This window comes from Sorangium sp. So ce296 (assembly GCF_051529605.1).
In the GTDB taxonomy this organism is placed as follows: domain Bacteria; phylum Myxococcota_A; class Polyangia; order Polyangiales; family Polyangiaceae; genus Sorangium; species Sorangium cellulosum_D.
In genome coordinates, this window is the sequence record NZ_CP150325.1 from 9,394,413 (window position 1) to 9,419,712 (window position 25,300).

The 25,300-nt window shown below is 73.6% G+C and carries 22 protein-coding genes; 17 read left to right on the forward strand and 5 right to left on the reverse strand.

Annotated elements, in window-relative coordinates; translation table 11 throughout:
• Positions 1-297: 297 nt before the first annotated feature.
• The 14 genes from mraZ (at position 298) to dnaJ (ending at position 17,393) form a co-directional block, all read left to right on the forward strand.
• Entirely contained in the window at positions 298-756 is a 459-nt protein-coding gene (gene mraZ / locus WME98_RS34755) for a division/cell wall cluster transcriptional repressor MraZ (protein WP_020734074.1), read from the forward strand.
• 20 nt (positions 757-776) lie between these two features.
• The gene (gene rsmH / locus WME98_RS34760; protein ID WP_437954054.1) at positions 777-1,700 is read left to right on the forward strand and encodes a 16S rRNA (cytosine(1402)-N(4))-methyltransferase RsmH; all 924 of its coding nucleotides are present in this window, start codon (positions 777-779) and stop codon (positions 1,698-1,700) included.
• Positions 1,697-2,050 (forward strand): hypothetical protein, encoded by a 354-nt coding sequence (locus WME98_RS34765; RefSeq protein WP_437945959.1) that lies wholly within the window; start codon positions 1,697-1,699, stop codon positions 2,048-2,050. Before rsmH ends, WME98_RS34765 begins: the two co-directional genes overlap by 4 nt.
• Entirely contained in the window at positions 2,047-4,134 is a 2,088-nt protein-coding gene (locus tag WME98_RS34770) for a penicillin-binding protein (protein ID WP_437945960.1), read from the forward strand. The genes WME98_RS34765 and WME98_RS34770 overlap by 4 nt, the downstream gene beginning before the upstream one ends.
• Complete coding sequence (locus WME98_RS34775; protein ID WP_437945961.1) at positions 4,131-5,735, forward strand: UDP-N-acetylmuramoyl-L-alanyl-D-glutamate--2,6-diaminopimelate ligase; 1,605 nt, start codon at positions 4,131-4,133, stop codon at positions 5,733-5,735. The genes WME98_RS34770 and WME98_RS34775 overlap by 4 nt, the downstream gene beginning before the upstream one ends.
• Positions 5,732-6,862: a phospho-N-acetylmuramoyl-pentapeptide-transferase gene (gene mraY, locus WME98_RS34780; protein ID WP_437945962.1), complete on the forward strand. Its 1,131-nt coding sequence runs from the start codon at positions 5,732-5,734 to the stop codon at positions 6,860-6,862. The genes WME98_RS34775 and mraY overlap by 4 nt, the downstream gene beginning before the upstream one ends.
• A gap of 4 nt (positions 6,863-6,866) precedes the next feature.
• Positions 6,867-8,225, forward strand: coding sequence for a UDP-N-acetylmuramoyl-L-alanine--D-glutamate ligase (gene murD / locus WME98_RS34785; RefSeq protein WP_437945963.1), 1,359 nt, complete (start codon positions 6,867-6,869; stop codon positions 8,223-8,225).
• Complete coding sequence (gene ftsW / locus WME98_RS34790) at positions 8,225-9,541, forward strand: putative lipid II flippase FtsW (protein ID WP_437945964.1); 1,317 nt, start codon at positions 8,225-8,227, stop codon at positions 9,539-9,541. The genes murD and ftsW overlap by 1 nt, the downstream gene beginning before the upstream one ends.
• Complete coding sequence (murG, locus tag WME98_RS34795) at positions 9,535-10,746, forward strand: undecaprenyldiphospho-muramoylpentapeptide beta-N-acetylglucosaminyltransferase (RefSeq protein ID WP_437945965.1); 1,212 nt, start codon at positions 9,535-9,537, stop codon at positions 10,744-10,746. Before ftsW ends, murG begins: the two co-directional genes overlap by 7 nt.
• Positions 10,746-12,152: a UDP-N-acetylmuramate--L-alanine ligase gene (gene murC, locus WME98_RS34800; RefSeq protein WP_437945966.1), complete on the forward strand. Its 1,407-nt coding sequence runs from the start codon at positions 10,746-10,748 to the stop codon at positions 12,150-12,152. The genes murG and murC overlap by 1 nt, the downstream gene beginning before the upstream one ends.
• Positions 12,149-13,168 carry a cell division protein FtsQ/DivIB gene (locus tag WME98_RS34805; RefSeq protein WP_437945967.1) on the forward strand — a complete coding sequence of 340 codons (1,020 nt, stop codon included), beginning with the start codon at positions 12,149-12,151 and terminating at the stop codon, positions 13,166-13,168. The genes murC and WME98_RS34805 overlap by 4 nt, the downstream gene beginning before the upstream one ends.
• A gap of 141 nt (positions 13,169-13,309) precedes the next feature.
• Positions 13,310-14,620, forward strand: a complete 1,311-nt coding sequence (ftsA, locus tag WME98_RS34810; protein ID WP_437945968.1) for a cell division protein FtsA — start codon at positions 13,310-13,312, stop codon at positions 14,618-14,620.
• A gap of 245 nt (positions 14,621-14,865) precedes the next feature.
• Positions 14,866-16,128, forward strand: a complete 1,263-nt coding sequence (gene ftsZ / locus WME98_RS34815; protein WP_437945969.1) for a cell division protein FtsZ — start codon at positions 14,866-14,868, stop codon at positions 16,126-16,128.
• 179 nt (positions 16,129-16,307) lie between these two features.
• Positions 16,308-17,393, forward strand: coding sequence for a molecular chaperone DnaJ (gene dnaJ, locus WME98_RS34820; protein WP_437945970.1), 1,086 nt, complete (start codon positions 16,308-16,310; stop codon positions 17,391-17,393).
• A 28-nt stretch (positions 17,394-17,421) separates the two neighbouring features.
• Here the strand turns inward: dnaJ and WME98_RS34825 are convergent, their stop codons facing one another.
• The 5 genes from WME98_RS34825 to WME98_RS34845 form a co-directional block, all read right to left on the reverse strand.
• On the reverse strand, positions 17,422-18,588 hold the full coding sequence (locus tag WME98_RS34825) for a PrsW family intramembrane metalloprotease (RefSeq protein WP_437945971.1): 1,167 nt from the start codon (positions 18,586-18,588) through the stop codon (positions 17,422-17,424).
• A 39-nt stretch (positions 18,589-18,627) separates the two neighbouring features.
• On the reverse strand, positions 18,628-19,488 hold the full coding sequence (locus WME98_RS34830; protein WP_437945972.1) for a hypothetical protein: 861 nt from the start codon (positions 19,486-19,488) through the stop codon (positions 18,628-18,630).
• On the reverse strand, positions 19,485-19,724 hold the full coding sequence (locus WME98_RS34835) for a DNA gyrase inhibitor YacG (RefSeq protein WP_437337017.1): 240 nt from the start codon (positions 19,722-19,724) through the stop codon (positions 19,485-19,487). The genes WME98_RS34830 and WME98_RS34835 overlap by 4 nt, the downstream gene beginning before the upstream one ends.
• A 96-nt stretch (positions 19,725-19,820) precedes the next feature.
• A complete protein-coding gene (locus WME98_RS34840; protein ID WP_437945973.1) occupies positions 19,821-21,251 on the reverse strand; it encodes a trypsin-like peptidase domain-containing protein in 1,431 nt (476 codons plus the stop codon).
• A gap of 120 nt (positions 21,252-21,371) precedes the next feature.
• Positions 21,372-22,361, reverse strand: coding sequence for a hypothetical protein (locus WME98_RS34845; protein ID WP_437945974.1), 990 nt, complete (start codon positions 22,359-22,361; stop codon positions 21,372-21,374).
• A 126-nt stretch (positions 22,362-22,487) separates the two neighbouring features.
• Here WME98_RS34845 and tsaB point away from each other — a divergent pair, with 126 nt between their 5' ends.
• From tsaB to WME98_RS34860, 3 genes are all read left to right on the forward strand, one after another.
• Positions 22,488-23,309 (forward strand): tRNA (adenosine(37)-N6)-threonylcarbamoyltransferase complex dimerization subunit type 1 TsaB, encoded by an 822-nt coding sequence (tsaB, locus tag WME98_RS34850; protein WP_437945975.1) that lies wholly within the window; start codon positions 22,488-22,490, stop codon positions 23,307-23,309.
• Positions 23,306-24,148, forward strand: a complete 843-nt coding sequence (locus WME98_RS34855; RefSeq protein ID WP_437945976.1) for a Crp/Fnr family transcriptional regulator — start codon at positions 23,306-23,308, stop codon at positions 24,146-24,148. Before tsaB ends, WME98_RS34855 begins: the two co-directional genes overlap by 4 nt.
• Before the next feature lie 216 nt (positions 24,149-24,364).
• Complete coding sequence (locus tag WME98_RS34860) at positions 24,365-25,225, forward strand: tetratricopeptide repeat protein (RefSeq protein WP_437945977.1); 861 nt, start codon at positions 24,365-24,367, stop codon at positions 25,223-25,225.
• Positions 25,226-25,300: the final 75 nt, after the last annotated feature.

Below are 25,300 nucleotides of genomic sequence, written 5' to 3' on the forward strand. Positions count from 1 at the left end.
AAGCGGTCGCGCTCACCTTCGAGCGGCCCCCCCACTTCCTCCCACGGTCCAGGATCTGCCGCCCGATCGCGAGAAAACCCGCTGTTTTGTGAAAGAGCACCTTGTGGATAAGTGTCCTACATAGGTGCCGGTTGAGGTCCAGAAATCTCCCAAACTGTTGACACTCGGCACCTCCCTCCGTAGCGTGGCGGAGCTTCGTGGGAAGAAGTGGCAGAGAATGTCACGACGCGGTGAGCGCTCGTTGGGGCAACGCGTCGCCAAGCCCTCGGCAGGACAGGCGAGCCGGAGCTGGGGTCGATGAGCACGATGTTTCGCGGTCACTTCGAGCACGCGATCGACGCGAAGGGGCGCACGAGCCTCCCTTCGCGCTTTCGGGACGTGCTCGCGGCCGCGAACGACCTGCGCATGGTCATCACCCCCGCCCTCTTCGACCCCTGCCTGCACGCGTACCCGATGAAGGCCTGGGAGGAGCTGGAGGCTAAAATTGCAGCGCTGCCGCAATTCGATTCCAACGTGGTCGCGTTCCGGCGCCGCTACCTGTCCGCGGCCGTCGAGTGCGACCTCGACAAGCAGGGCCGGATCCTCATCCCGCCGTCGCTCCGCGAGCACGCGAGCCTCACGAAGGACGTCCTCTGGGCGGGGATGGGACAGACGATCGAGCTCTGGGCGAAGGAGCGGTGGAAGGCCGCCCAGCAGATGAGCGAGGTCGAGCTTCAGAGCTTCAAGACAGCAATCGCGGAGCAGTTCCGCCTATGAACGTCGTCAATGTAGTCCCCATGCACCTGCCCCCTCCGCCACCGCGGCCGCGCGGCGAGCAGCACGTCTCCGTCCTCGGCCGCGAGGTGCTCGCCGCCCTCGCGCCCGTCAGCCAGGGCGTCTACGTCGACGCGACGCTCGGCGCCGGCGGCCACACCGAGGCGATCCTCGAGACGCCCGGCACCCGCGTCATCGGGATCGATCGCGACGAGCGCGCCCTCGCCATCGCGCGCGCCCGGCTCGCCCGGATGGGAGACCGGGTGACCTACGTTCACGGCGAGTTCTCCGAGATCGAGCGGCACCTCGCCGCCCTCGGCGTCCCGCAGGTGGACGGGCTCCTGGCCGACATCGGCGTGAGCTCCATGCAGCTCGACGACCCGGCCCGCGGCATGAGCTTCCGCGCCGAGGGGCCGCTCGACATGCGGATGGACCGGAGCCGCGGCGAGACGGCGCTCGAGCTCATCGATCGGCTCAGCGACGAGGAGCTCGCCGACCTCATCTACCGCTACGGCGAGGAGCGCCGCAGCCGGCGGGTCGCCCGCTGTATCAAGCAGGCGGCCGAGAGCGGCGAGCTCGCGACGACGCTCGACCTCAGGCGCGCCGTGGTGCGCGCGGTCGGGCCGGCGCGCATCGGCGGCGTCGACCCGGCGACGCGCACGTTCCAGGCGCTGCGCATCGCCGTGAACGGAGAGCTCGACGAGCTCGAGGCGCTGCTCGAGGCGGCGCCCAGGATCGTCGCGCCCGCCGGCGTGCTCGCGGTGATCTCGTTCCACTCGCTCGAGGACCGCATCGTCAAGCGCGCGCTGCGCGAGCCCGAGGTCTGGCAGCCGCTCACCAAGAAGCCGGTGACCGCGGGCGACGAGGAGATCGAAGGCAACCCGCGGGCCCGCAGCGCGAAGCTCCGCGCCGCGCGGCGCGTCTCCGGCCCGGAGGCGCTCGCGTGACGCAGCAGCGCCCGTTCCTCGTGCTCTGGACGCTGGCGGTGGCCGCGACCGTGGCCGCGTTCGTCGTGCACCTCGCCCTGCGCGGGCGCACGGTCGACCTCGGCTACCGGCTCGGCCGGGCGCGCGCCGAGCAGGCGCGGCTGCGCGAGGTCAAGCGGGTGCTGTCGCTCGAGGCGGCCAGCTACGAGACGCCGCAGCGCGTGGAGATGGTCGCCCGCTCGCTGCTCGGCATGACGCCCCCGCCGGCCGAGCGGGTCATCCCGGTGCGGGGCTACACCGCGCCGCCGGAGCGCGATCCGGCGAGCGGCGAGGCCGGCAGCGCGCCGCCGAGCGGGGGTCAGCCGGAATGAAGAACCTCGATCCGCGGCGCGCGCGATGGATCCGCATCCGCATGGGGCTGCTCTGCGGCCTGATGGCGCTCGGCCTGGGCGGCGTCGTGTCCGGCGCCTACCGGATCGAGGTCGAGGACGGCGACGCCTGGTACGACCTCGCCGAGCGGCAGCGCCAGCGGCGGCTCCACATCACGCCGAAGCGCGGCACCATCTACGACCGGAACGGCGCGCCGCTCGCGGAGAGCGTGGAGGTGCCCAGCGTCTCCGTGGACGCGGTCGAGATGCTCCGCGGCGTCGACGAGCAGTACATCCCGATGCGGATCCAGCAGTACGCCGAGCGCATCGCGCAGGCGCTCTCGCTGCCGGTCGAGGACGTCGTGGAGAAGCTCAGCCGGCGGCGCCGCTTCGCCTGGCTCAAGCGCCGCATCTCCGAGCAGGAGGTCGAGAACGTCCGCGCGCTCGGCGACCGGACGCAGCGCTACCCGGTGCGCGGGCTCGTGATCGAGGGCGAGGGGCGCCGCTTCTACCCGAACCGCGAGCTCGCCGGCCCGCTGCTCGGCTTCGTCGCCACCGACGGCGAGGGCAAGGAGGGGCTCGAGCTCAGCATGGAGCACGAGCTCCGCGGCAACGCGGCGGAGGTGCGCGGGCTCCGCGATCGATCGGGCCGGCTCATCTTCTCGGAGGGGATCGAGGACGAGCAGGCGCTCGCCGGGCACAACGTCCACCTCACGATCGACAAGGGCATCCAGTTCACCGCCGAGCGCGAGCTCGAGGCGGCGATGAAGACCTACGAGGCGATCGGCGGGGCGATCGTGGTCGTCGACCCCGAGAACGGCGAGATCCTCGCGATGGCGAGCGCCCCGGGGTTCAACCCGAACGACTACTCGCAGAGCGATCCGGGATCCCGGCGCAACCGCTGCGTGGTCGATCGCTTCGAGCCCGGCTCCACGATGAAGGTGTTCGCCATCGCGAGCGCGCTCGCGGCGAAGAGCGTCTCCCCGAGCGCGACCATCTACTGCGAGGAGGGGAACATGGCGATCGACAACGTCGTGATCCACGACACGCACGTGCACAAGTGGCTGACGCTGCCGCAGATCCTCGGCCAGTCGTCGAACATCGGCACGGCGAAGATCGCGCTCGGGCTCGGCGAGCAGCGGCTCTACGAGGGCCTCCGCAGGTTCGGCTTCGGCGACCTCACCGGCGTGCCGCTGCCGGGCGAGTCCGTGGGCGTGCTGCGGCCGCGCGGCCGCCCCTGGGTCCAGGTCGAGACGGCGTCGGCCTCGTTCGGGCAGGGGATCAGCGTGACGACGCTCCAGCTCGCCATGGCCATGGCGTCGGTCGCCAACCGCGGGCGGCTGCTCGAGCCCATCCTGATCAAGCGGATCACCGACGGCACCGGCGTCACGCTGTCCGAGACGTCGCCGCGCGTGCGCCGCGACGCGGTGCCCGCGTCGATCGCGCGGATGATGTCGGAGATGCTCGTCGCCGTGACGGAGGGCGACGGGACCGGCGTGGAGGCGAGCATCCCGGGCTTCCGCGTCGCGGGGAAGACGGGCACGGCGCAGAAGATCGATCCGGCGACGGGCAGGTACACCGACACCCACTACGTGGCGTCGTTCGTCGGGTTCGTCCCGGCCGAGCGGCCGCGGCTCGCCATCGCCGTGGTGCTCGATGAGCCGCTGGGCGGCACGTACGGCGGCGGCTCGGTCGCGGCGCCCGTCTTCCGGCGCGTCGGCGAGATGGCGCTGCGCTACCTGGGCGTTACCCCGCGCGGGAGCGTGCCGATGAAGCTGTCGGAGGTCGCCGAGCAGTCGGGCGAGGACATCGCGGCGAACACCTACCAGGTCCTGAACGAGGCGCGCGCCGCGGCGGCGCCGATCGCGACGGGGGTGGTCACGCCGTCCGCGCCGCTCAAGACGGGGGAGCTGCGCGTGCCCGATCTCACGGGCCTGCCGCAGCGCGAGGCGGTGAGGAGCGCCGCGGCGCTCGGGCTCGATCCGAGCGTCGAGGGCACGGGGAAGCTCACGCGCCAGGAGCCCCCGGCCGGGACCGTGCTGCCCAAGGGATCGCCGCTGAAGCTGATCTTCGAGCCCCCCACATGACGGCGCGCGACCACAAGGAGACCGGTGTGGCCGAGGTCGAGCTCGCGCTCCGCCTCGGCGACGTGCTGCGCGAGATCCCGGGCGCCGCGCTGTCCCCCGCGGACGCCGCGGAGCTGCTCGTGACCGGCGTGCACCTCGACTCGCGCAAGGTGGAGCCGGGGGACATCTTCGTCGCGCGCGCGGGCGCGCGGGCGCACGGCGAGCGCTTCATCCCCGAGGCCGTCGCGCGCGGCGCGCGGGCGGTCATCCTCGCGCGCGGGAGCGCCGCCGACACGCTCGGCGCCGCCCGCGTCGAGGTGCCCGACGTGCCGCTCGCGCTCGCCCTGGCCGCCGCGGCGGTCTACCGGCACCCGACCTTCACGCTCGACGTCGTCGGCATCTCCGGCACGAACGGCAAGACGACGACGGCCCACCTCGTGCAGGCCTGCATCGATCGGTGCGGCGGCCGGGCCGGGATCGTGGGGACGCTCGGCTACCGCTTCGGCGATCTCGACGTCCACGCCTCGCACACGAGCCCGGAGGCGGACGAGCTCGCGCGCGTCGCCGCGGCGATGGTCGGCCGCGGCGCGACGCACCTCGTGATGGAGGTCTCGTCGATCGCGCTCGCCGCGAAGCGCGTCGACGCGGTCCGCTTCCGGACCGCCGTCTTCACGAACCTCACCCAGGATCACCTCGATTACCACGGCACGATGGAGGCGTACGCGGAGGCGAAGGCGCGCCTGTTCGTGGATCTCGGCCCCGGCGCCGCGGCGATCAACGTCGACGATCCCTTCGGGCGAGAGCTCGTCCAGCGGATCGCCCCGGGCGGGCTCTCGCGCCCGGTCGCGTCGACGCTCGCGCGCTACTCGACCGAGGTGGGCGCCGGCCCGGACGCGGCGGAGATCGCGCCCGTCGAGCTCGTCCACGAGGCGCGCGGCATCTTCCTCCGCGCCCGCACGCCCGCCGGCGAGGTCACCATCCGGTCGCACCTGCTCGGCGCGCACAACGCGTCGAACCTGCTGGCCGCCCTCGCCGTGGCGTACCTGCTCGGGTTCGACGTCGGCGACGCCGCGGCGGCGCTCTCGTCGCCGATCCAGGTCGCCGGCCGCCTGGAGCGCTGCGACACCCCGGGCGTCGACGACGTGATCGTGCTCGTCGACTACGCCCACACGCCGGACGCGCTCGCCCGCGTGCTCGCGAGCGTCCGCGCCCTCGGCGGCGGGCGCGTCCACTGCGTGTTCGGGTGCGGCGGCGACCGCGATCCGCTGAAGCGGCCGCGGATGGGCGAGGCGGTCGGCCTCGGCGCCGACGTCGCCATCGTGACCAACGACAACCCGCGGAGCGAGGATCCGCGCGCGATCGCCGACGCCATCCTGCCGGGCCTCGCCGCCGGCCGCGCGCGCGTCGTCGTGGAGCTCGATCGCGCGCGCGCCATCGAGCGCGCGGTGCGAGACGCCGAGCCCGGGGACCTGGTCCTCATTGCGGGCAAGGGCCACGAGCCGTACCAGATCATCGGCGGCGTCACGCTGCCGTTCGACGATCGCGACGAGGCGCGCCGCGCGCTCGCCGCCCGCCGCGCCCGGGCCGGGGCCGAGCGGCAGCCGCGCGGAGGTGCGGGATGATCTACGAGCTCTTCTACCCGCTCAAGTTCCACTACAGCTGGCTGAGCTGGCTCAACGTCCTCCGCTACATCCCGTTCCGCACGATCATGGCGACGATCACCGCCATGGTGCTGACGTTCCTGCTCGCGCCGTGGTTCATCCGCGAGCTGCGGCGCAAGCAGATCGGGCAGGTGGTCCGCGCCGAGGGGCCGGAGACGCACAAGATCAAGGCGGGCACGCCGACGATGGGCGGCGCGCTCATCCTGCTGTCGCTGCTGCTCCCCACCGTGCTGTGGGCCGACCTCCGGAACCCGTTCGTCCTCGCGACGACGGCGGTGACCGCGGGCTACGGCGTCATCGGCTACCTGGACGACTTCCTCAAGATCAAGCGGCGGAACAGCGGCGGCCTGCCGGGCCGCTACAAGCTCATCGGCCAGGTGCTCATCGGCGGCGCGGCCGTGGCCTACACGTTCCTGCTCGCGTCCAAGCTCCCGCCGGACTGGGCGGAGATCAGGACGCGCCTCGCGATCCCGTTCCTCGCGTTCTCGAAGTACCACATCGAGCTGCCGCTCTACGCCTACGTCCCGTTCGCCGTCTTCGTCGTGGTCGCGACGTCGAACGCCGTGAACCTCACCGACGGCCTCGACGGTCTCGCGATCGGCCCGGTGATCATCAACGCGGGGACGTACCTCATCCTCGCGTACATCGTCGGCGCCTCCATCGCGAACTTCTCGCTCGCGGCCTACCTCGACATCCCGGCGATCGCGTCGGCCGGCGAGCTGTCGGTGTACTGCGGCTCGGTCATCGGCGCGGGCATCGGCTTCCTCTGGTACAACACGTACCCCGCGCAGGTCTTCATGGGAGACGTCGGGTCGCTCGCCCTCGGGGGCGGGCTCGGGATGCTCGCCGTCTTCACCAAGAACGAGCTCCTCTCGATCGTCCTCGGGGGGATCTTCTTCATCGAGACGGTCAGCGTGATCACGCAGGTCCTCTCGTTCAAGCTCACCGGCAAGCGCGTCTTCTTGATGGCGCCGATCCACCACCACTACGAGAAGAAGGGGTGGGCGGAGCCCAAGATCATCGTGCGCTTCTGGATCATCTCCATCCTCCTGGCGCTGGTCTCCCTGGCGTCGATGAAGCTGCGGTGAGGGCATGATGGACGTCCGCGGGCGAACAGTGATCGTCGTCGGGCTCGGGCGGAGCGGCGTCGCGGCCGCGCGCCTCCTCCTCACGCGCGGCGCGCGCGTGATCGCGAACGACGGGGCGCAGCGCGAGCGGCTCTCCGCCGCGGCCGCGTCCCTCGAGGCGGAGGGCGCCGTCCTCGCGCCGGGCGGGCACGATCCGGCGCTGTTCGACGGCGCCGACCTCGTGGTCGTCTCGCCGGGCGTGCCGTCGTTCCCCGCGCTCGACGCCGTCGAGCGCTCCGGGCGCGAGGTCATCGGCGAGCTCGAGCTCGCGTCGCGCTTCGTGTCGGCGCCGATCGTGCTCGTCGGCGGGACCAACGGCAAGAGCACGACGACGGCGCTCACGGGCGCGATGCTCGAGAGCGCCGGCCTCCGCACCTTCGTCGGCGGCAACTTCGGGACCCCGCTCGCCGAGGCCGTCGGGGAGGCGTGGGACGCCCTCGTCCTCGAGATCTCGAGCTTCCAGGCGGAGCGCGTCCCGACCCTGCACGCCCGCGCGCACGCCCTGCTGAACATCACGGACGATCACCTCGATCGCTACCCGAGCTTCGCGGCGTACGCGGACGCGAAGGGCAACCCGTTCGAGCGGATGACGCCGGAGGACGTCGCGGTCGTGCCCTTCGGCGACGAGCTCGTCGCCCGCCAGGCGGCGCGCGGGCGCGCCCGCGCGGTGACGTTCAGCGCGCGCGACGCCCGCGCCGACGTGAGCGCCTCGGGCGGCGCGATCGTCGATCGCGTCGCCGGCGCGAGCTACCCGCTGGAGCGCGTCCGCCTCACGGGCGCGCACAACCTCGCGAACGCCTGCGCCTCCGTCGCGCTGGCGGCCGCGCTCGGCGCCCCTCCGTCGGCGATCGCCGACGCGCTCGCGCGCTTCGAGGGGCTCCCGCACCGGACCGTGCTCGTCGCCGACGTCGACGGGGTCCGCTACTACGACGACTCGAAGGGGACCAATGTCGGGGCCTCGGTCGCGGCGCTCTCCGGCCTGCGCGAGGCGAAGGCGGTGCTGATCGCGGGCGGGCGCGACAAGCTCGGCGATTACGCGCCGCTCGTGGCCGCGCTGCGCGAGCGGGGGCGCGCCCTCGTCGTCCTCGGCGAGGCCGCCGACCGCATCGCCGCCGCGGCGGAGGGCGCCCTGCCGATCGCGCGGGCGGGCTCGATGGACGAGGCGGTCCGCGCCGCGCGCTCGCTCGCCCGGCCGGGCGACGCGGTGCTGCTCAGCCCCGCGTGCTCCAGCTTCGACATGTTCCGCGACTACAAGGACCGCGGCGACGCCTTCGTCCGCGCGGTCCGCGCGCTGGAGCGAGCCGCCGGGGAGGTGGCGTCGTGATGTGGAGCGGCAAGCTCGGCGCGGGCGAAGGCGCGCCCAAGAACCGGCACATCGGTCCCTCGGAGCAGGACAAGGCGGCGCCCGGCGCGGCCCTCGCGGCCGCCGAGGCCTTCTGGAAGGGGTCGAGCCCCTCGGGGCCGGTCGACGCCCTGCTCGCGGCCGTCGTCACCGCGCTCATCGGGTTCGGCGTGGTGATGGTCTACAGCGCGAGCGCCGTCGAGGCGACCGTGCGCTACAAGGACGCGCAGTTCTTCCTCAAGCGCCAGGCCGTCTACGCGGTCCTCGCGATCGCCACGATGTGGATCACGAGCCGCATCGATTACCGCCGGATCAAGGTCCTCACGTACCCGGTGCTCATCGCCGTGACCGCGATGCTCGTCGCCTGCGTGGCGGGGCTCGGCCACAAGGCGGGCAACGCGTACCGGTGGCTCGCGCTCGGCCCGATCAACGTGCAGCCGGCCGAGGTGGCGAAGCTCGGGATCGTCGTCTGGCTCGCCTACTCGCTCTCCAAGAAGGCCGACCGCATCAAGTCGTTCTCCGTCGGCTTCCTCCCGCACCTCATCGTGGTCGGGCTCCTGATGCTCCTTTGCCTCAAGCAGCCCGACTTCGGCAGCGCGGTCGTGCTGCTCTTCCTGACCTTCACGCTGCTGTTCGTCGCGGGCGCGCGCGTCCCGTACATCGCCGCGTTCTCCATGCTGATGGCGCTCGCCGCCGCCGCGCTCGTGCGCTTCAGCGGCTACCGCTACGCGCGCTACCTCGCGTGGATCGACATGGACAACAACCGCGCCGACCTGGCGTACCAGCCGTTCCAGTCGGTCATGAGCTTCGGCTCCGGCGGGGTCTTCGGCCTCGGGCTCGGGCGGGGGCTGCAGGTGCTCTACCTGCCGGAGGCGCACACCGATTTCGTGTCCGCGATCGTGGGCGAGGAGCTCGGCTTCGTCGGCATCGTCGGCCTCTGCGCGGCGTACCTCGTCATCGTCTCGCGGGGCGTGAAGATCGCCCTCGAGGCCGACGACGATTACGGCAGCTTCATGGCGTTCGGCATCGCGACGCTCTTCGGCGTGCAGGCGATGACGAACCTCGCCGTCGCGATGGCGATCCTCCCGACGAAGGGGCTCACGCTGCCGTTCCTCAGCTACGGCGGCTCGTCGCTGCTCGTGAACGCCGCGGCCGCGGGCATCCTGCTCAGCATCAGCCGCGCGCGGACCCCGGTGGCCACCGCTCGGGGCGGCGCGGCGGGCGCTTCGCCCGTCCCGAACGCGCCGAGCGCGTCCGCCGTGATCGCCACCTCGGCCGAAGGGGGCGGCGCGTGGTGACCGTCCTGATCGCCGGAGGCGGCACCGGCGGCCACGTCTTCCCGATGGTCGCCGTCGGCGACGCGGTCCGCGCCGCGGCGCGCGACGCGCGCGTCGTCTACGTCGGCACCGCGCGCGGCATCGAGGTGCGCGTCATGCGCGAGCGCGGCGACACCCTCGAGCTGCTCCACGTCCTGCCGCTCCGCGGGGGCGGGCTCTCCGGCTTCGTGCGCGGCGCCGCCCGCGCGGGCCGCGTCCTCCCGGAGGCGAGGCGCCTCGTCGAGCGGCTCGACGCCCGCGTCGTCCTCTCGCTCGGCGGGTACGCCGGCGGCCCGGTCTCCCTCGCGGCGCGCTCGCTCGGCGTGCCGGTCGCGATCCTGGAGCCGAACAGCGTCCTCGGGCTCTCGAACCGGCTCCTCTCGCCCATCGTCGATCGCGCGTACGTCGCCTTCCCGGAGGCGGCGCGCGCGCTGCGCCCGAGCACCGTGCGCCTCTTCGGCGTCCCGCTCCGGCGCGCCTTCGCCCGCGCGCCGTACGCGCCGCGCGAGGGCAAGCTCCGCCTGCTCGTGCTCGGCGGCAGCCAGGGCGCGCTCGCCCTGAACGACGTCGTCCCGCGCGCGATCGCGCAGGGCCGCGAGCGCGGCGTCGATCTCGAGGTCGTGCACCAGACGGGCAGGGACCGCGAGGCCGCGGTCCGGTCGCTCTACGCCGAGCTCGGCCTCGTGGAGCGCGCCCGCGTCGTCCCGTTCATCGACGACGTGGCCGAGGCGCTCGCCGCGGCCGACGTCGTGATCGCCCGCGCCGGCGCCTCGACGCTGGCCGAGCTCTGCGCCGTCGGGCGCCCGTCGATCCTGATCCCGTACCCGTTCGCGGCCGACGATCACCAGCTGAAGAACGCGCAGTCCCTCGAGCGGGCCTCCGCCGCGGTGGCGATCGCCCAGGCCGACGCCACCGAGGCGCGCCTCGCCGGCGAGATCGCCCGGCTCGCGGCCGCGCCCGCGCTCCGCGCCCGCATGGCGGACGCCGCGGCGGCCTTCGCCACGCCGGACGCCGCGGCGCGCGTCGCCGCCGATCTGCTCGAGCTCGCGCGAGCTCCGCGCCACCGCGCGCTGCGCCTCCCGGCCCTCTTCGGCCGCGCGGCGCGCGGCGGGGAGGCGCAGCGCCGCGCCGTGATGGAAGAGGCCGCGCCGCTCGGTGCTGCCCTCGGTCGGGAGGAGGCAGGCTGATGTTCCGCGGTCGGGTTCGCCACGTTCACTTCGTCGGCATCGGGGGCGTCGGGATGAGCGGCCTCGCCGAGATCCTGCGCTCGCTCGAGTTCGAGGTCTCCGGCTCGGACCTCAAGGAGAGCTCGACCACGCGGCGGCTCACGTCGCTCGGCGTCCGGATCGACATCGGCCACCGCGCCGAGAACGTCCGCGGCGTCGACGTCGTCGTGTACTCGAGCGCCATCCGGCCCGAAAACCCCGAGCTCACCGAGGCGCGCGCGCTCGGGATCCCGGCGATCGGCCGCGCGGAGATGCTCGCCGAGCTGATGCGCGTGAAGTACGGCGTCGCCATCGCGGGCTCGCACGGCAAGACCACCACGACCTCCCTCGTCGCCACCGTCCTGCGCGCCGCCGGCCTCGATCCCACCGTCGTCGTCGGCGGCAAGATGGCGGCGCTCGGCACGAACGCGCGGCTCGGCGCCGGCGACCTGCTCGTCGCCGAGGCCGACGAGAGCGACGGCTCGTTCCTGCGGCTCACCCCGACGATCGCGGTCGTCACCAACATCGACCCCGAGCACCTCGATCACTACGGCACGCACGAGCGCATCAAGGACGCCTTCGTCGAGTTCGCCGCGCGCGTCCCGTTCTACGGGCTGGCCGTGCTCTGCCTCGACCACCCGCACGTCCAGGATCTGCTCCCGCGCATCCCGCGCCGCCACGTCACGTACGGCGTCTCGCCGCAGTCGGACTACTCGGCGCGCGGCATCCAGTTCCGCGGCCTGGAGACGAGCTTCAACGCGTACCGCCGGGGCGAGCCGCTCGGCGGGTTCACGGTGAAGATGCCCGGCGCGCACAACGTCCTGAACTGCCTCGCCACGATCGCGGTCGCGGACGAGCTCGAGGTGCCGCTCGACGTCACCAAGCAGGCGCTCGCCACGTTCGGCGGCGTCGCGCGCCGCTTCACCGTCGTCGGGTCGATCGGCGGCGTCACGCTGATCGACGACTACGGCCACCACCCGGCCGAGATCCGCGCCACCGTCGACGCGGCACGGCGCGCGTTCCCCGGCGAGGACCACCGCGTCGTCGTGGCCTTCCAGCCGCACCGGCACACCCGCACGCGCGACCTCTTCGACGAGTTCACGCGCGCCTTCAACCAGGCCGACGTGCTGCTCGTCACGGACATCTACCCCGCGGGCGAGGCGCCGATCCCCGGCGTCACCGCCGAGCGCCTCGTCCAGTCGATCCGGGAGCACGGCCACCACGACGCGCGCTACGTCGCGGACAAGGCCGACCTCGCGGAGGCGCTCGAGCAGATCGTCCGGCCGGGCGACGTGGTCATCGCGCTCGGCGCCGGCGACGTGAACGCCTGCGTGCGGGAGCTCAAGGCGCGCCTCGAGGCGAGGGCGCCGCAGGAGGGCAGCCCATGACCGAGCGCCCGAGCGCCCCGCCGCCGAACCGCCGTCGCGCGTCGACGGCGCCCCCCGCGCCGCCTGGCCGGGCGGGGCCCGCGCGCGGATCGAAGCCGGAGCCCGTGGCCGCCGCGCCGGCGCCGAAGAACGAGCGCGTGCGGCCGGCGACCCCGTCGTCGCACGAGTCGCCGGCCCCGCCCGCGACGAGCGTCTCCGTGCGCCCGCCGCGCCCGCCGCCTTCGAGCGGCTCGCCCGCGGGAGCGCGCCCGGCGCGGCCGATCTCGCGCCACCTCCGCGCGCTCCAGCTGCTCGCGGGCGCCGCCGTCGTGCTCATCACCTCGACCGCGGTCGCGTGGGGCGCGCGCCGCTACATCGTGTCGAGCCCGCGCTTCGCCGTGCGCACGGTGCTCGTCGACGGCGCGCAGCGCCGCTCCGCCGAGCAGGTCGCGAGCTCCGGCGGCATCGAGGTCGGCAAGAACATCTTCACGCTCGACCTCGAGCTCGCCGGCGCCGCGATCTCCACCGATCCCTGGATCGAGAAGGCGACGGTCACCCGCACGCTCCCCTCGACGGTCCACGTCAGCGTCGTCGAGCGGGAGGCGCAGGCCCTCGTCGCGATCGGCGGCGATCTCTACCTCGCGACGCGCGACGGCGAGCTCTTCAAGGAGCTCGCCGAGGACGACCCGTTCGATCTCCCGATCGTCACGGGGATCACGGGCGAGCAGGTGGCGCGCGACCGCGCCGGCGTCGTCATCGCGGTCCGGCGCATGCTCGACGTCGTCGAGGACATGGAGCGCGCCGGCGTCGCCCGCCGTTATCCGATCCAGGAGCTCCACGTCGAGCGGGACGGGTCGGTCGTCATCACCATCGGCAAGGAGGGGATCGCGCTCCACCTCGGGCAGCCGCCCTACCGCGACAAGGTCGGCCAGGCGGCGCGGGTGCTCACCGAGCTCGCCCAGCGGAAGGCGAGCGCGTCGGTGATCTTCCTGGACAACGACGCGCACCCCGAGCGCGTCGTGGTGAGGATGAGATGACCGCCGTCGCGCCCGCTCTACGCGCCGGCGATCGCCGAGCAAAACTTGGCCGGCTCTCTCGGCTCGTGGCAGCGTCGTGCCCGCCTGACACGCGCATGGGGCTCGTCCCCGCATGAGGTGGTGCACGCAATGAAGAGCCGGATGGAGACTACTGAGATCGTCGTCGGCCTCGACATCGGGACGACCAAGGTCTCGGCGGTCGTTGGCGAGATCGACGCTGATGGGATCACCATCCTCGGGGTGGGCAACGTCCCGTGCCGCGGCCTGAGGAAGGGCGTGGTGAGCAACATCGACTGGACGGTGCGCTCGATCGCCGAGGCGATCGAGGCCGCTCAGACGATGGCGGGCGTCGAGATCCGCACCGTCTACGCCGGCGTCGCGGGCAGCCACATCCGCTGCCAGCAGTCCGACGGCGTCGCCGCGGTCTCGGGCGGCGAGGTCACCCGGCTCGACGTCGAGCGCGTCCTCGAGGGCGCGCGGGCGATCCCGGTCGACGCCGATCGCCAGATCCTGCACGTCCTGCCGCGCGAGTTCACGGTCGACAACCAGGACGGCATCCGCGACCCGGTCGGCATGAGCGGCGTCCGGCTCGGGGTGAAGGTGAACCTCATCACCGCCGCGACCTCGTGCGTCCAGAACGTCGTCCGCTGCGCCGAGCGCTGCGGCCTCACCGTGGCCGACGTCGTGCTGGAGCCGCTCGCCAGCGCCGAGGCGGTGCTCTCCGAGGACGAGAAGGAGATCGGCGTCGCCATCATCGACATCGGCGGCGGCACGACCGACCTGCTCCTCTACGTGGACGGCGGCATCGCGCACGCCAGCGTGATCCCGGCGGGCGGAAACAACGTGACCGCGGACATCGCGGCCGGGCTGCGCACGCCGATGGGCGAGGCCGAGCGCCTGAAGCGCAACGCCGGCTGCGCCCTCGGCCGCATGGTCGGCGACGAGGAGGAGATCGAGGTCCCCGGCGTGGGCGGGCACCTGCCGCGCAAGGCGGCGCGCCGCGTCCTGTCGGACATCATCGAGCCGCGCGTCGAGGAGATCTTCGCGGTCATCCGCAAGCGGATCGAGGACACCGGCATGCTGGAGCAGCTCTCGGCCGGCGCGGTGGTCACCGGCGGGGGCGTCCTGATGGAGGGGATGACCGAGTTCGCCGAGGAGATCCTCGGTATGCCGGTGCGCCTCGGCGTGCCGGTCGGCGTGCGAGGCATCACGCAGCTCGTGGCTGGCCCGCAGTACGCGACCGGGGTTGGCCTCGTTCAGTACGGCGCCAACGCTCTCGCGCAGGCGCGCGCGCTCACGCCGGTGACGCACGAGGCCGCTCACGCCGGCCGCGCGGAGGGCCGCCGCGAGAAGCTCCGAGAGCGCGAGCCGCGCCGGGAAGTCATCGAAGAAATGCAGATTGAAAAGAGGTCGAGCGGGAGGTTCTGGAACTGGCTGCGAGCAGCATTCTAGGCATGACGTAGCAAGAGAAAGTTGTTAGACAATTGGGTTTGAGAGGGCCAGAGAACGCGCTGGCGAGCCCTCTTGAACGCAAAGTCAAGAGGGTCTGAAAAGCGGTGTTCGAAGGGGAAGAGGCGCCCCTCTGAACGCCGTCCGGAGCGAGGACGTCCTCGCGCACTTAGGGTTCCGTGCCGCTCGACCTCCGCGAGGGTCGGCGCCGGGCCGAGCGGCTAGCTGTACATCCCCGGGAGGAGTTCATGAGTTTCTCCATCGAGTTTGCCGACGAGCACACCGGGTACGACGCCCGGATCAAGGTCATCGGTTGTGGCGGTTCTGGCGGCAATGCAGTCAACACGATGATCAACTTCGGCCTCGAGGGCGTGGAGTTCATCGTCGTCAACACCGACGCCCAGGCGCTCGGAGCGAGCCTCGCGCCGACCAAGCTCCACATCGGGGCGAGCGTCACGCGCGGTCTCGGCGCGGGCGCCGATCCCGAGAAGGGCCGCAAGGCGGCGCTCGAGGACGTGACCCGGGTGAAGGAGTGCATCCAGGGCGCGGACATGGTGTTCGTCACCGCGGGGATGGGCGGCGGCACCGGCACCGGCGCCGCGCCGGTCATCGCGCAGCTCGCGCGCGAGGAGGGGTGCCTGACCGTCGGCGTCGTGACGAAGCCGTTCTTCTTCGAGGGCAAGCAGCGCTCGCGCCGCGCCGAGCTCGGCCTCGCCATGCTCGCCGAGCACGTCGACACGCTGATCACGATCCCGAACCAGAAGCTCCTCACGCTCGGCGACGAGGACCTCTCGTTCGTCGAGGCGTTCCGCAAGGCGGACGAGGTCCTCTACCAGGCGATCAAGGGCATCAGCGATCTCATCACGCAGAACGGGATCGTGAACGTCGACTTCGCGGACGTGAAGACGGTGATGTCGAACATGGGCCGCGCGCTCATGGGCACCGGCTGCGCGAAGGGGCAGGGCCGCGCTCGCCTCGCCGCCGAGATGGCCGTCAGCTCGCCGCTGCTCGACGACATCTCCGTCGAGGGCGCGACGGGCGTGCTCATCAACATCGTCGGCGGCCCCGACATGCGGATGCGCGAGATCGAGGAGGCCGCGACGCTCGTGCAGGAGCAGGCGCACGAGGACGCGAACATCATCTTCGGCGCGACGATCGACGAGAACATGGGCGAGATGATCAAGGTCACGGTCATCGCCACCGGCTTCGATCACCTCGTCGCCGAGGTGCCCCAGCAGCTCGCGAGCGCCGCGCAGCCCCGCGCGACCGCGCACTCCATCGGCGCGTCGCTCTCCGCCGCGGCCGGGCCGATGTCGGCCCGCTCTGCCCCGAGCGTTCCTCCCATGACGCAGCGCCAGCCGCACCGTCACGAGGAGGTCGCGTACCCGGCCACCCGTCGTCCGGCGCCGCAGGTGCAGTCGGCGGGCGGCGGCCCGCGCGACCGCGCGAGCTTCGTCCCGCCGCTCGACTCCGACTGGGACACGCCCGCGTTCCAGCGCCGCGGCCAGTAGCTGCGCCGCGGCCCGCGCGGCCAGTAGCAGCCCCGCGGCCCGCACGGAAGATCTCGCGACGCCCGGGTCACCTTGGGCGTTCACGCTGTATTACGCGTTGACAGGCGCGGGCGACGACTTATGGTCTGCCGGCGCCTATGCCCCCTGTCGGGCAGGATCGACGCGGCGGTCCACCATTCATGAGTGAAAAGCGCGACTTCTACGAAGTTCTTGGCCTCGCGCGAGACGCGACGCCTGACGACATTCGCAAGGCCTATCGTCAGGCTGCGTTGAAGTACCACCCGGACCGGAACCCCGGCGATGCGTCGGCGGAGGCTCGCTTCAAAGAGGCCACCGAGGCGTACCAGGTCCTCTCCGACGAGGAGAAGCGCAGGCGGTACGACCAGTTCGGCCACGCCGGCCTCGAGGGGATGGGGGGCGCGGCCGACAGCGACATCTTCTCGCACTTCCAGGACATCTTCTCCGAGTTCTTCGGCGGCTTCGGCGGCGGGCAGCGGCGGCGGCGCGGGCCGGCGCGCGGCCAGGACATCCGGGTTCAGCAGCGGCTCTCGCTGCGCGACGCCCTGCTCGGCTGCAAGCGCGAGGTCGTCCTGCGGACGCCGGTCGCGTGCGACGAGTGCTCCGGCTCGGGCGCGAAGCCGGGGACCAAGCGCAAGCCGTGCGGCACGTGCGGCGGCGCCGGTCAGGTCTCGACCTCGCGCGGCTTCGTGATGTTCACCCAGACCTGCCCCGAGTGCTCGGGCGAGGGGTCGGTCATCAAGACGCCGTGCGCCGTCTGCAAGGGGTTTGGGGCGGTCGAGAAGACGCGGAAGGTCGTGGTCAACTTCCCGGCCGGCATCGACGGCGGCCAGCGGCTGCGGGTGCCGGGACAGGGCATGCCGGGCGCCCAGGGCGCGCCGCCGGGCGATCTCTACGTCGACGTCGATCTCGCCGCGGACGAGCGCTTCGAGCGCGACGGCCTCGACCTCATCACGCGCGTGCCCATCTCCTTCGTCGCCGCGGCGCTCGGCAGCACGGTCAAGATCGACCTGCCGGACGACACGGCGGTCGACGTCGAGGTCCCGGCGGGCGTCCAGCCCGGCGAGGTGATCTCGGTCAAGGGCAAGGGCGCGCCGCGGATCGACGGCCGCGGCCGCGGCTCGCTCCAGGTGATCGTCCAGGTCGAGGTGCCGCGGAACCTCTCGCCCGCGGCGCAGGAGCTGCTCCGCAGGTTCCAGGACGAGGTGGCGAAGCACCAGCCGGCGGCGAAGGCGGCGACCGCGTAAGCGCCCGTCGCGAGGGCGCGCCGCGCCCTCAGCGCGTCGTGCCGATCCAGGCGCCCGCGCACGCGAGGCTGAACGCGATGGGGGCGAGCGCGGTCGCGAACACGACCGCGACGGGCGCCGCGAGGCCGAGCAGCACCAGCGTGCCGACGATGGCGAGCGCCGCGGAGGCGGCCGGCTCGAGGAGGCTGCCGGTCGACGAGGCCCGGGCGACCAGGTAGCCGGCGAACGGGAACGCCGCGATCGCCCCGGCGACCAGGAGCAGGAGCGGCGCCGCCGCGGCGGTCGACGCGTCGCCGCGATCCACCGCCGCGAAGTCGACGCCGAAGCGGTGGCCGAGCGCGACCGCGAGGGCGAGGGTGGTCGTCATCACCCCGACCGTCACGAGCGCGCCGAAGGCGATCCAGGTGAGCATCACCGGCCGCTCCGTGCGCCTCAGCGCCTCGCGCACCGTGCCGAGCGACGGCGGCGCGATGTGGGGCAGGAAGCGGCGCTCCTTGCGCTGCGAGCTGTGGGGCGACGCGCTCCGGCGGAGCAGATCGCGCGCGGCCAGGAAGACCACGACGCCGAGGCCGAGCAGCACCGGGGCCGCGAGGAAGAGCGCGACCGGGCGGCACGCGAAGACGATGTAGTCGTAGGCGCCGTTGAGCAGCATCGCCACGAGCCACGCGGCGTTGAAGCGGCGCCCGCCCAGCGGCCGCTTGCGCTCGCGGCCCAGCGCGTAGCCCCACAGCGAGGCGAAGGAGAGGTGCGCCGGCACGGCGAGCAGCGCCCGCGCGATGTCGATCGACGAAAGCGGCCGGCCCCACAGGTACACGGCGTTGTGGGCCGACACGAACCCGAGCGCCGCGGCGGCCGCGTAGACGAGCCCGTCGAACGGCTCGTCCACCGTGCGCAGCCTAGCGATCGGCGCGACCGCCGCGACCTTGAGCCCCTGCTCCAGCGGCGCCGCGACGGCGAACAGGTAGACGAGCGTCACCGCGTCGAGCGCGCCGGCGTTCTTGTCGAGGCCTTGCCAGCGCTGGAGGAAGCTCTCGAGCAGCAGCGCCGGCACGAACGCGATCGCGCCGAGCACCGCGGTCGCCACCACGAACCGGCGCCTGCCGTAGAGGCGCTGCGACGCGAGGAGGAGCGCGGTGAGCCCCCCGACCGGCGCGGCGACGGTGGCGAGCCAGAGGAGCACGGAGGCGGCGTTCATGGCGCGAGCGGCAGGGCGGTGGGGCCGGCGGCGCGGCGGCTAGAAGTGGAGCCCGGCGACCGCGGTCAAGGCGAGCGCCGAGCCCACGCTGGAGCCCTCGGCCGCGAGCAGATCGGCCTTGGCCTGCTGCGGCGTGGCGGCGGCCTCGCCCTTGATCCGGTCGATCTGCGCCGTGGAGAGCCCGGGCCTGGTCAGCGCCAGGAGCTCCCAGCTCGCGTTCGCGCCGATCGAGAAGACCGGCGAGAGATAGAGGTCGAGCCCGCCGGAGATCCTCCCGTAGACGCCGCGGATCGCGATGGCGTCGGCCGCGCCGCTCACCGCGCTCTTGAAGCTCCCGAGCCCGGCGTAGCCGAAGCCCAGATCGACGTGCGGGTCGAGCCGGCCGAGCGGGAGGTGCAGGCCGACCTCGCCGCCGAGGCTGAAGAGCTGCCAGTCGTCGAAGAACCCGACCCGCCCGCGCGCGCCCAGCGTGAAGTAGAGGAGCCGGACGCCCGCCCCGGCGCCGAGGACGCCGCCGTTCGCCGAGCTGGAGATGAACCCGGCCGTGAGCTCCTCCTCGTCGATGTTGAACGTCTGGAGGCCGACGTTCTCGTAGCCCCCCTCGACGTTCAGCCAGATGAGCTCGAGCCCGCGGCCCGAGTCCTCCTTCTTCGCGTCGTCGAGGCGCCTCTCCGTGTCGTCGGGCGACACGGGCTCCGGCTCGGGCGTCGTCATCGGAGGTGGCGGCGCGAGGCCGCCGGCCTGCATCGAAGGATCGTACGGGTTCGTCGGCGCGGCCGCGGCCGCGCCGTCGCCCGGCGACGCCCCCAGGGCCGGCTGGCCCGGCTGCGCCGCGGCGGTGGACGCCGCGGCGGCTGACGCGAGAACGGTGAGCAGGCAAAGCGCGCGGCGAGCGATCATTCGTCCTCTTCGTGAAGGTTGCCGCCGAGCCCATCCGTCCGTCCCCTCGACTCCAGGGCCTCGTCGTCGTTCGTCGAGGAGACGGGTGGGCCAGGCACCCGGTAGCTGCCGTCGAGCCAGCGGCCGAGATCCACCAGCTTGCACTGGGGCGAGCAGAACGGAAAGACCGGGTTCTCGGGCCTGGGCCCCGCCGACTTGCGGCAAATCGGGCAACTCGCGCCTGCCGAAGCTCCCATGCGGCGTAACGTAGCAGCCTCCATCGCGGGCATGTAGCCCGCCAGCCTGCTCTGCCTTCCCGCGCGCGTGACCGAGCTCGCTGGCGCGGCGCCCGCTCAGCGCGCCGGGACGGCGAGGTACCGGGTCGCGCCGTTGCGCCGCACCCGGAGCAGCAGATCCTGGCGCCCGGCCGCGAGCAGGCGCGCCGTCAGATCGGCGCCGCCGCGCACCGGCGCGCCGTTCAGGTCGAGGACCACGTCGCCCACCTCGAGGTGGCCGGCCGCCGGGCTCTGCGGCGAGATCGACTCGACGAGCGCGCCCTCGAGCGCGTCGCTCGCCAGCACGCCGAACGGCGGCTCCTCGGCGTCCCTCGGGGCGCGGCCGTCCGGCGCGCGCCGGCCCGGCGGCGGATCGCGCAGGGCCGATCGCTCGAGCTTCACCGTGGCGCGCCGGTCCGCGCCGCCGCGCTTGTAGGTGATCTTCACCTCGTCCCCGGGCTTGGATCGCCGGAGCTCGCGCGCGAGCTCGCGCGCGTGATCGACGCGGCGTCCCTCGACCGACGTGATCACGTCGCCGGGCTTGAAGCCCAGGCGCGACCCGGGGCTCTCCGGCTCGACCTCGGTGATCAGCGCGCCCATCCGGCCGGGGAGCCGGAGCGCGCGCGCGAGCTGCGACGTCACCTCCTGGAAGCTGATCCCGAGGCGCCCGCGGTCCACGCGGCCGGTCTCCCGCAGCTCGGGGAGGATCTCCAGCACCTCGTCGATCGGCAGGGCGAAGCTGATGCCGCGGCCGCCCTCGTGGATCGCCGTCGCGATGCCGATCACCTGTCCCGCCGCGTTGAAGAGCGGCCCGCCGCTGTTGCCCGGGTTGATGGCGGCGTCGGTCTGGAGGTACCCGTCGAGGCTCCCCGCGCCCATCGGCCTCGACGTCGCGCTGATGATGCCGCGGGTCATCGTCGGCCCGAGCCCGAACGGGTTGCCGATCACGAGGACGTCGTCCCCTGGCCGGATCGGAGCGCTCGATCCGAGGGACGCGGCGCGCAGCGACCCCGCCCCGCGCAGCTTCAGCAGCGCCACGTCGAGCGCGGGGTCGCGCCCGACCACGGTCGCCTCGAAGGCCCGCTCGTCCGAGAGCTGCACCTCGATGGCGAACGCGTCGCCGACCACGTGCTCGCTCGTCAGCACGAGCCCCTCCGCGGCGATCACGAACCCCGAGCCGATCGCCCGCTCCACCCGCGGCGCGCTGCGGCCGAAGGGGGATGTCGGGGTCGCGCGCCCGTCCGGCAGCGAGGTCGCGCGCAGGGTGGCGACGGTCACCACCACGGGCCGCACCTGCTCGATCAGCGTGGGCAGGGGCAGCGCCGGCAGGGGCCACGCGCCGCCGGCCGCCGGCGGCAGCTCCTCGCGCGGGATCGAGCACGGCGCGCCCGCCGCCTCGCGGGGCGCCGCCGGGCGGGAGAGCGCGGCCGCCCGGTCGTCGCAGGCAGCGAGCGGCGCGGCGCCGAGGAGCCCGACACACGCCCATGCGGCAGCGCGGAGCCGTTCCACGCGCCGGACGTAGGGCTTCGAGGGGAGACCGCAAGCAGCGCCGGGACCGCGCTGGAGAGCGCGCCCCGCGCGCAGGCGGGCGACGCGCCGCCATGGCCTGCACGAGGTCGCGCGACGCGCTCAGCCGGGGGGCGCGCCCCGCGCGGCCTCCGTGCGCACCACCTGGACGACGACCTCGACAAGGCGGCCGCCGGGCTGGGCGAACGACGCCTTGCCGCGACCGCCCTCGAAGCGCCACGCCAGATCGGCCGGCGCGCCCGTCTCGCCGTCCTCGGCGCCGGCGCGGATCACGGCGCTGATCTCGAGCGTCTGTTTCCCGGCCGTCACCGCGCCGCGCGCCACGGCGAACGTCCCTCGGCCGAGCAGCGCGATCGTCCGCTTCGCCAGGTTGCCGAGGTGCCGCGCGGGCGGCTCCTCCCCCTCCGGACGCCACGACGCGATGTGCCCGGCCTCGTCGATGTCGATCACGAAGCGCGCCTTCCCGGCGCTCCCCAGCGGCAGCGTCGCCCAGATCGGGTCCGCCTGGCACGCCGGCGGGATCGCCCTCGTGAACGCGCGCCCGAGGCTGCGCACCGCGCTCGGGCCGGCCGCCCCGAAGTCGCCCTCTCCGCCCTCGCCGGCGCCCGTCCGCGCCGCGGCGGGGCGCGCTGCGTCGCCGGCGGTCTCGTCCGCCGCCGGCGCCCGGCGCCCGTCCGCGGCCCGCGGCGCCGCCCTGGGCCGCGGCGCCGCCCTGGGCCGAGGCGCCGCCTGGACGCGCGGCGCCGTTGCGGGCGGCGCCGTCGCGGGCGGCGTCGTCGCGGGCGGCGCCGGCGCGCCGCCGGTCTCGTCATGGCGCGCCGCGGGCGCCTCGGGCCGGACGGCGTCGGCCGGAGCGGGCGCCGCCGGGGCGCGCTCCGGTCCGGCACGCGCGTCGGCCGGGGGCGTGGCACCGCCGCTGCCCGGCAGCGCCGCGGTTGTGCCGGTCCAGAGATCGATGGGCTCGCGCTCCGTCGTGGGCGCGGCGGGAGCGCTCGCGGGCGCCTCCGGGGTCAGCCGCGCGGACCCCCACGCGCCGAGGTGCACGAGCGTCGAGACGAGGAGCGCCGGCAGCATCGCTCGTTGATCGCGCATCCGCTCGCACTCCGCGCCCGGGCCCGGTCGAAGGGGCCGCGGCGCCCAGCACCTCGCTGAAGCCCGTTGCCCGTGGCCCGTGGTTCTGCCAGACAGCACCGCGTCTGCAACGTTCCCGAGCGCGCCTTGAAGCTCCTCGCCCTCTCGACCTCGACCCCGCGCGGCAGCGTCGCGCTCTTCGATGCAGCGAACCTGGACGGTTCCGCCGAGGCGGCCGCGCCTCCGGGCGGCGCCGCCCCCGCCGCCGATCGCGCGGCGGCGCTGGGCGCGGGCGCGCGCCTGCTCGCCGCGACGGCGTACGCCGACCTCCACGGCCACGCGGAGCGCATCTTCGGCGCCATCGACGAGGTGCTCGCCGCGGCGGGCGTGCCGCCCGCGGCGGTCGAGGCGCTCGGCTGCGACGTGGGGCCCGGCTCGTTCACCGGGGTGCGCGTGGCGGTCGCGGCGGCCAAGGGCGTCGCGCTCGCGCTCGACGCCCCGATCGCCGGCGTCACGTCGCTCGAGGCGATGGCCGCCGCCGCCTTCGCCGGAGGCGCGGCGGCCCCTGGCGATCTGCTCGTCCCGCTGATCGACGCCAAGAAGGGGGAGGTCTTCCTCGCCGCCTTCGACCGGCCCGCCGCGCCGCCGGAGGTGCCGCCGCGGCACCTGCCGCGCGACGCGGCGTTCGACGCGGTGGCCGCGCTCGCCGCGGGCCGCCGGATCGTCGTCGTCGGCGCGGTCGCCGAAGAGATCGAGGCGCTCCGGCCCCTCGCCGTCCGCGGCGAGGCGCTGGATTTCCCCGACGCCGCGTGGATCGCGCGCCTCGCGGTGGGCCGGCTCCGGGCCGCCGCGCTGGGCGGCGAGCGCGGGAGCGCGGCTCGCGGGCACGACCCGGAGCTCCTCGAGCCGCTCTATGTGCGCGCGCCGGACGCGAAGCCAGCCGAGCTGGGATACACTCCGCCCCGATGACCAGCTCGTCTGAAGGGGACGGCGTCGCACCCGACGCGGAGCGCGACGCCTCGAGCTCCAGCGACGCGGAGCCCGCGCCGCTGCCCGCTGCGGCGCCTGCGCGTCCTCGCTCCACCCCCGCCGCGGCGCCCGACGCGCCCGACGAGCTCTCCGCCCGCGCGGAGCCGGTCGATTCGGCGCCCGATCCCGAGCGGCTCCGCGCCCGGTTCGGCCGCCCCTTCGAGGCGGGCGACGTCATCTTCCGCGAGGGCGAGCCCGGGACCGAGGCCTATCTCCTGGAGGAGGGGAGGATCCGGCTCATCAAGAAGGTCCGCGGCGCCGAGCGCAGCCTGATGGTCCTGAAGCCCGGCGATCTGTTCGGCGAGTCCGCGCTCCTCGGCGGTGCGGCGCGCTGGTCGACCGCGATCGCGCTGTCCCGCGGCGTCGCGCTCGCGCTCGATCAGGGCACGCTGCAGAACCTCGTCGAGCGCAACCCGGCCGTCGCCCTGCGCATCATCAAGCAGCTCGTGGGTCGGCTCCGCGACGCGGAGGACCAGATCGAGATCATGATGCTCAACGACACGCAGTCGAAGGTGGTGAACGCGCTCCTCAAGCTCGCGCAGCAGTCGCGCGCCGCGAGCGGCGCCTCGTCGAACGGCGCCTCGTTCGCGATCTCGCCGATGGAGCTGTCGACCCGCGTCGGCCTCGACGTCGACACCGTGAAGCGCGCGGTGCAGCAGCTCCGCGAGGGCCAGTACCTGCGCGTCGCCGACGAGCGCCTCGAGATCCCCGACATCGAGGCGCTGCGGAGGTTGTTCGGCCTGCTCGGCCTCAAGGACGAGATCCGCGGCGAACAGTGAGGTCCAGGAATCCCCCGCTCCGGCATCCTAGGCTGACCTGACATCTGCTGAAAGCGGAATCGCGATCGCGAGGACGCGCCGCGTCTACAAGGCAGATTCGCGGGTTGACGTGACCAGCGGCCTGGTTTACTCAGGGGTCCCCGCAGGGCAGCTCACCTCTCGCCCTGACGTGCTGCCGCGCTGCGGCGTTGCTCAGCAGCGGAATCAAGATCGCACATGACATCGCAGCGACACATGACATCAGCGACGCGCGCGGGGTGCATCCGCGGCGCGGCTGTCGTCCTGTCGCTCCGGTCGCTGCTCGCGGTCGCGCCGGTTGCGCCGCTCGCGGCGTGCGGCGGCGCGCAGCCCGCGGCGCAGGCGGACGAGACGCGCTCGCTCGCCGAGTACGATCTCGCGCGCGATGCGTTCCAGCACGGCCGCCTGCGCGAGGCGCTCGCGCACGTCGAGAAGGCGCTCGCGCTCGACGAGGACAACGCGGACGCGGCCTATCTGGGCGCGCTGATCCTGCTCGGCTTCTGCGCCGGCGACGCCCACTCGAGCGACTGCCGGTTCGACAGCGCCGAGAAGATGGCCCGGCGCGCCCTCGAGGCGAACCCCGAGATGCGGGACGCGAAGAACGCGCTGGGGGTCATCCTCGTGCACCAGCGGCGCTACGACGAGGCGATCGCGGTGCTCAAGCCGCTCGCCGGGGACATCCTCTACGCCTCGCCGGAGAAGTCGTGGGGCAACCTGGGCTGGGCGTACCTGCTCAAGGGCGACAACGACGCGGCGATCGACGCGCTACGCCGCGCCGTCGCGGCGCAGCCCCTCTTCTGCGTGGGGCAGTACCGGCTCGGCCTCGCCTACGAGAAGCGGGGCGAGCTCGATCTGGCGCGCGAGGCGTTCACCAGGGCGGTCGAGACCGACCAGCCGGAGTGCCGGCGGCTGCAGGACGCGTTCGACGCGCGCGCCCGCGTCGCCGAGAAGAGGGGGCTTGTCGACGACGCGCGCGCCGATCTCGAGCGGTGCCGCGAGATCGACGCGTCGACGCCGGTGGGGCAGCGCTGCGCTGCACAGTTACAGACGTTGCAATAGGTCCTCGGCGCGCCTCGCTCCGAGAAGGAGCTCGGGGAGCGTTAAGGGGTTGAGCAACGGTTCTCGGGGTGAGTA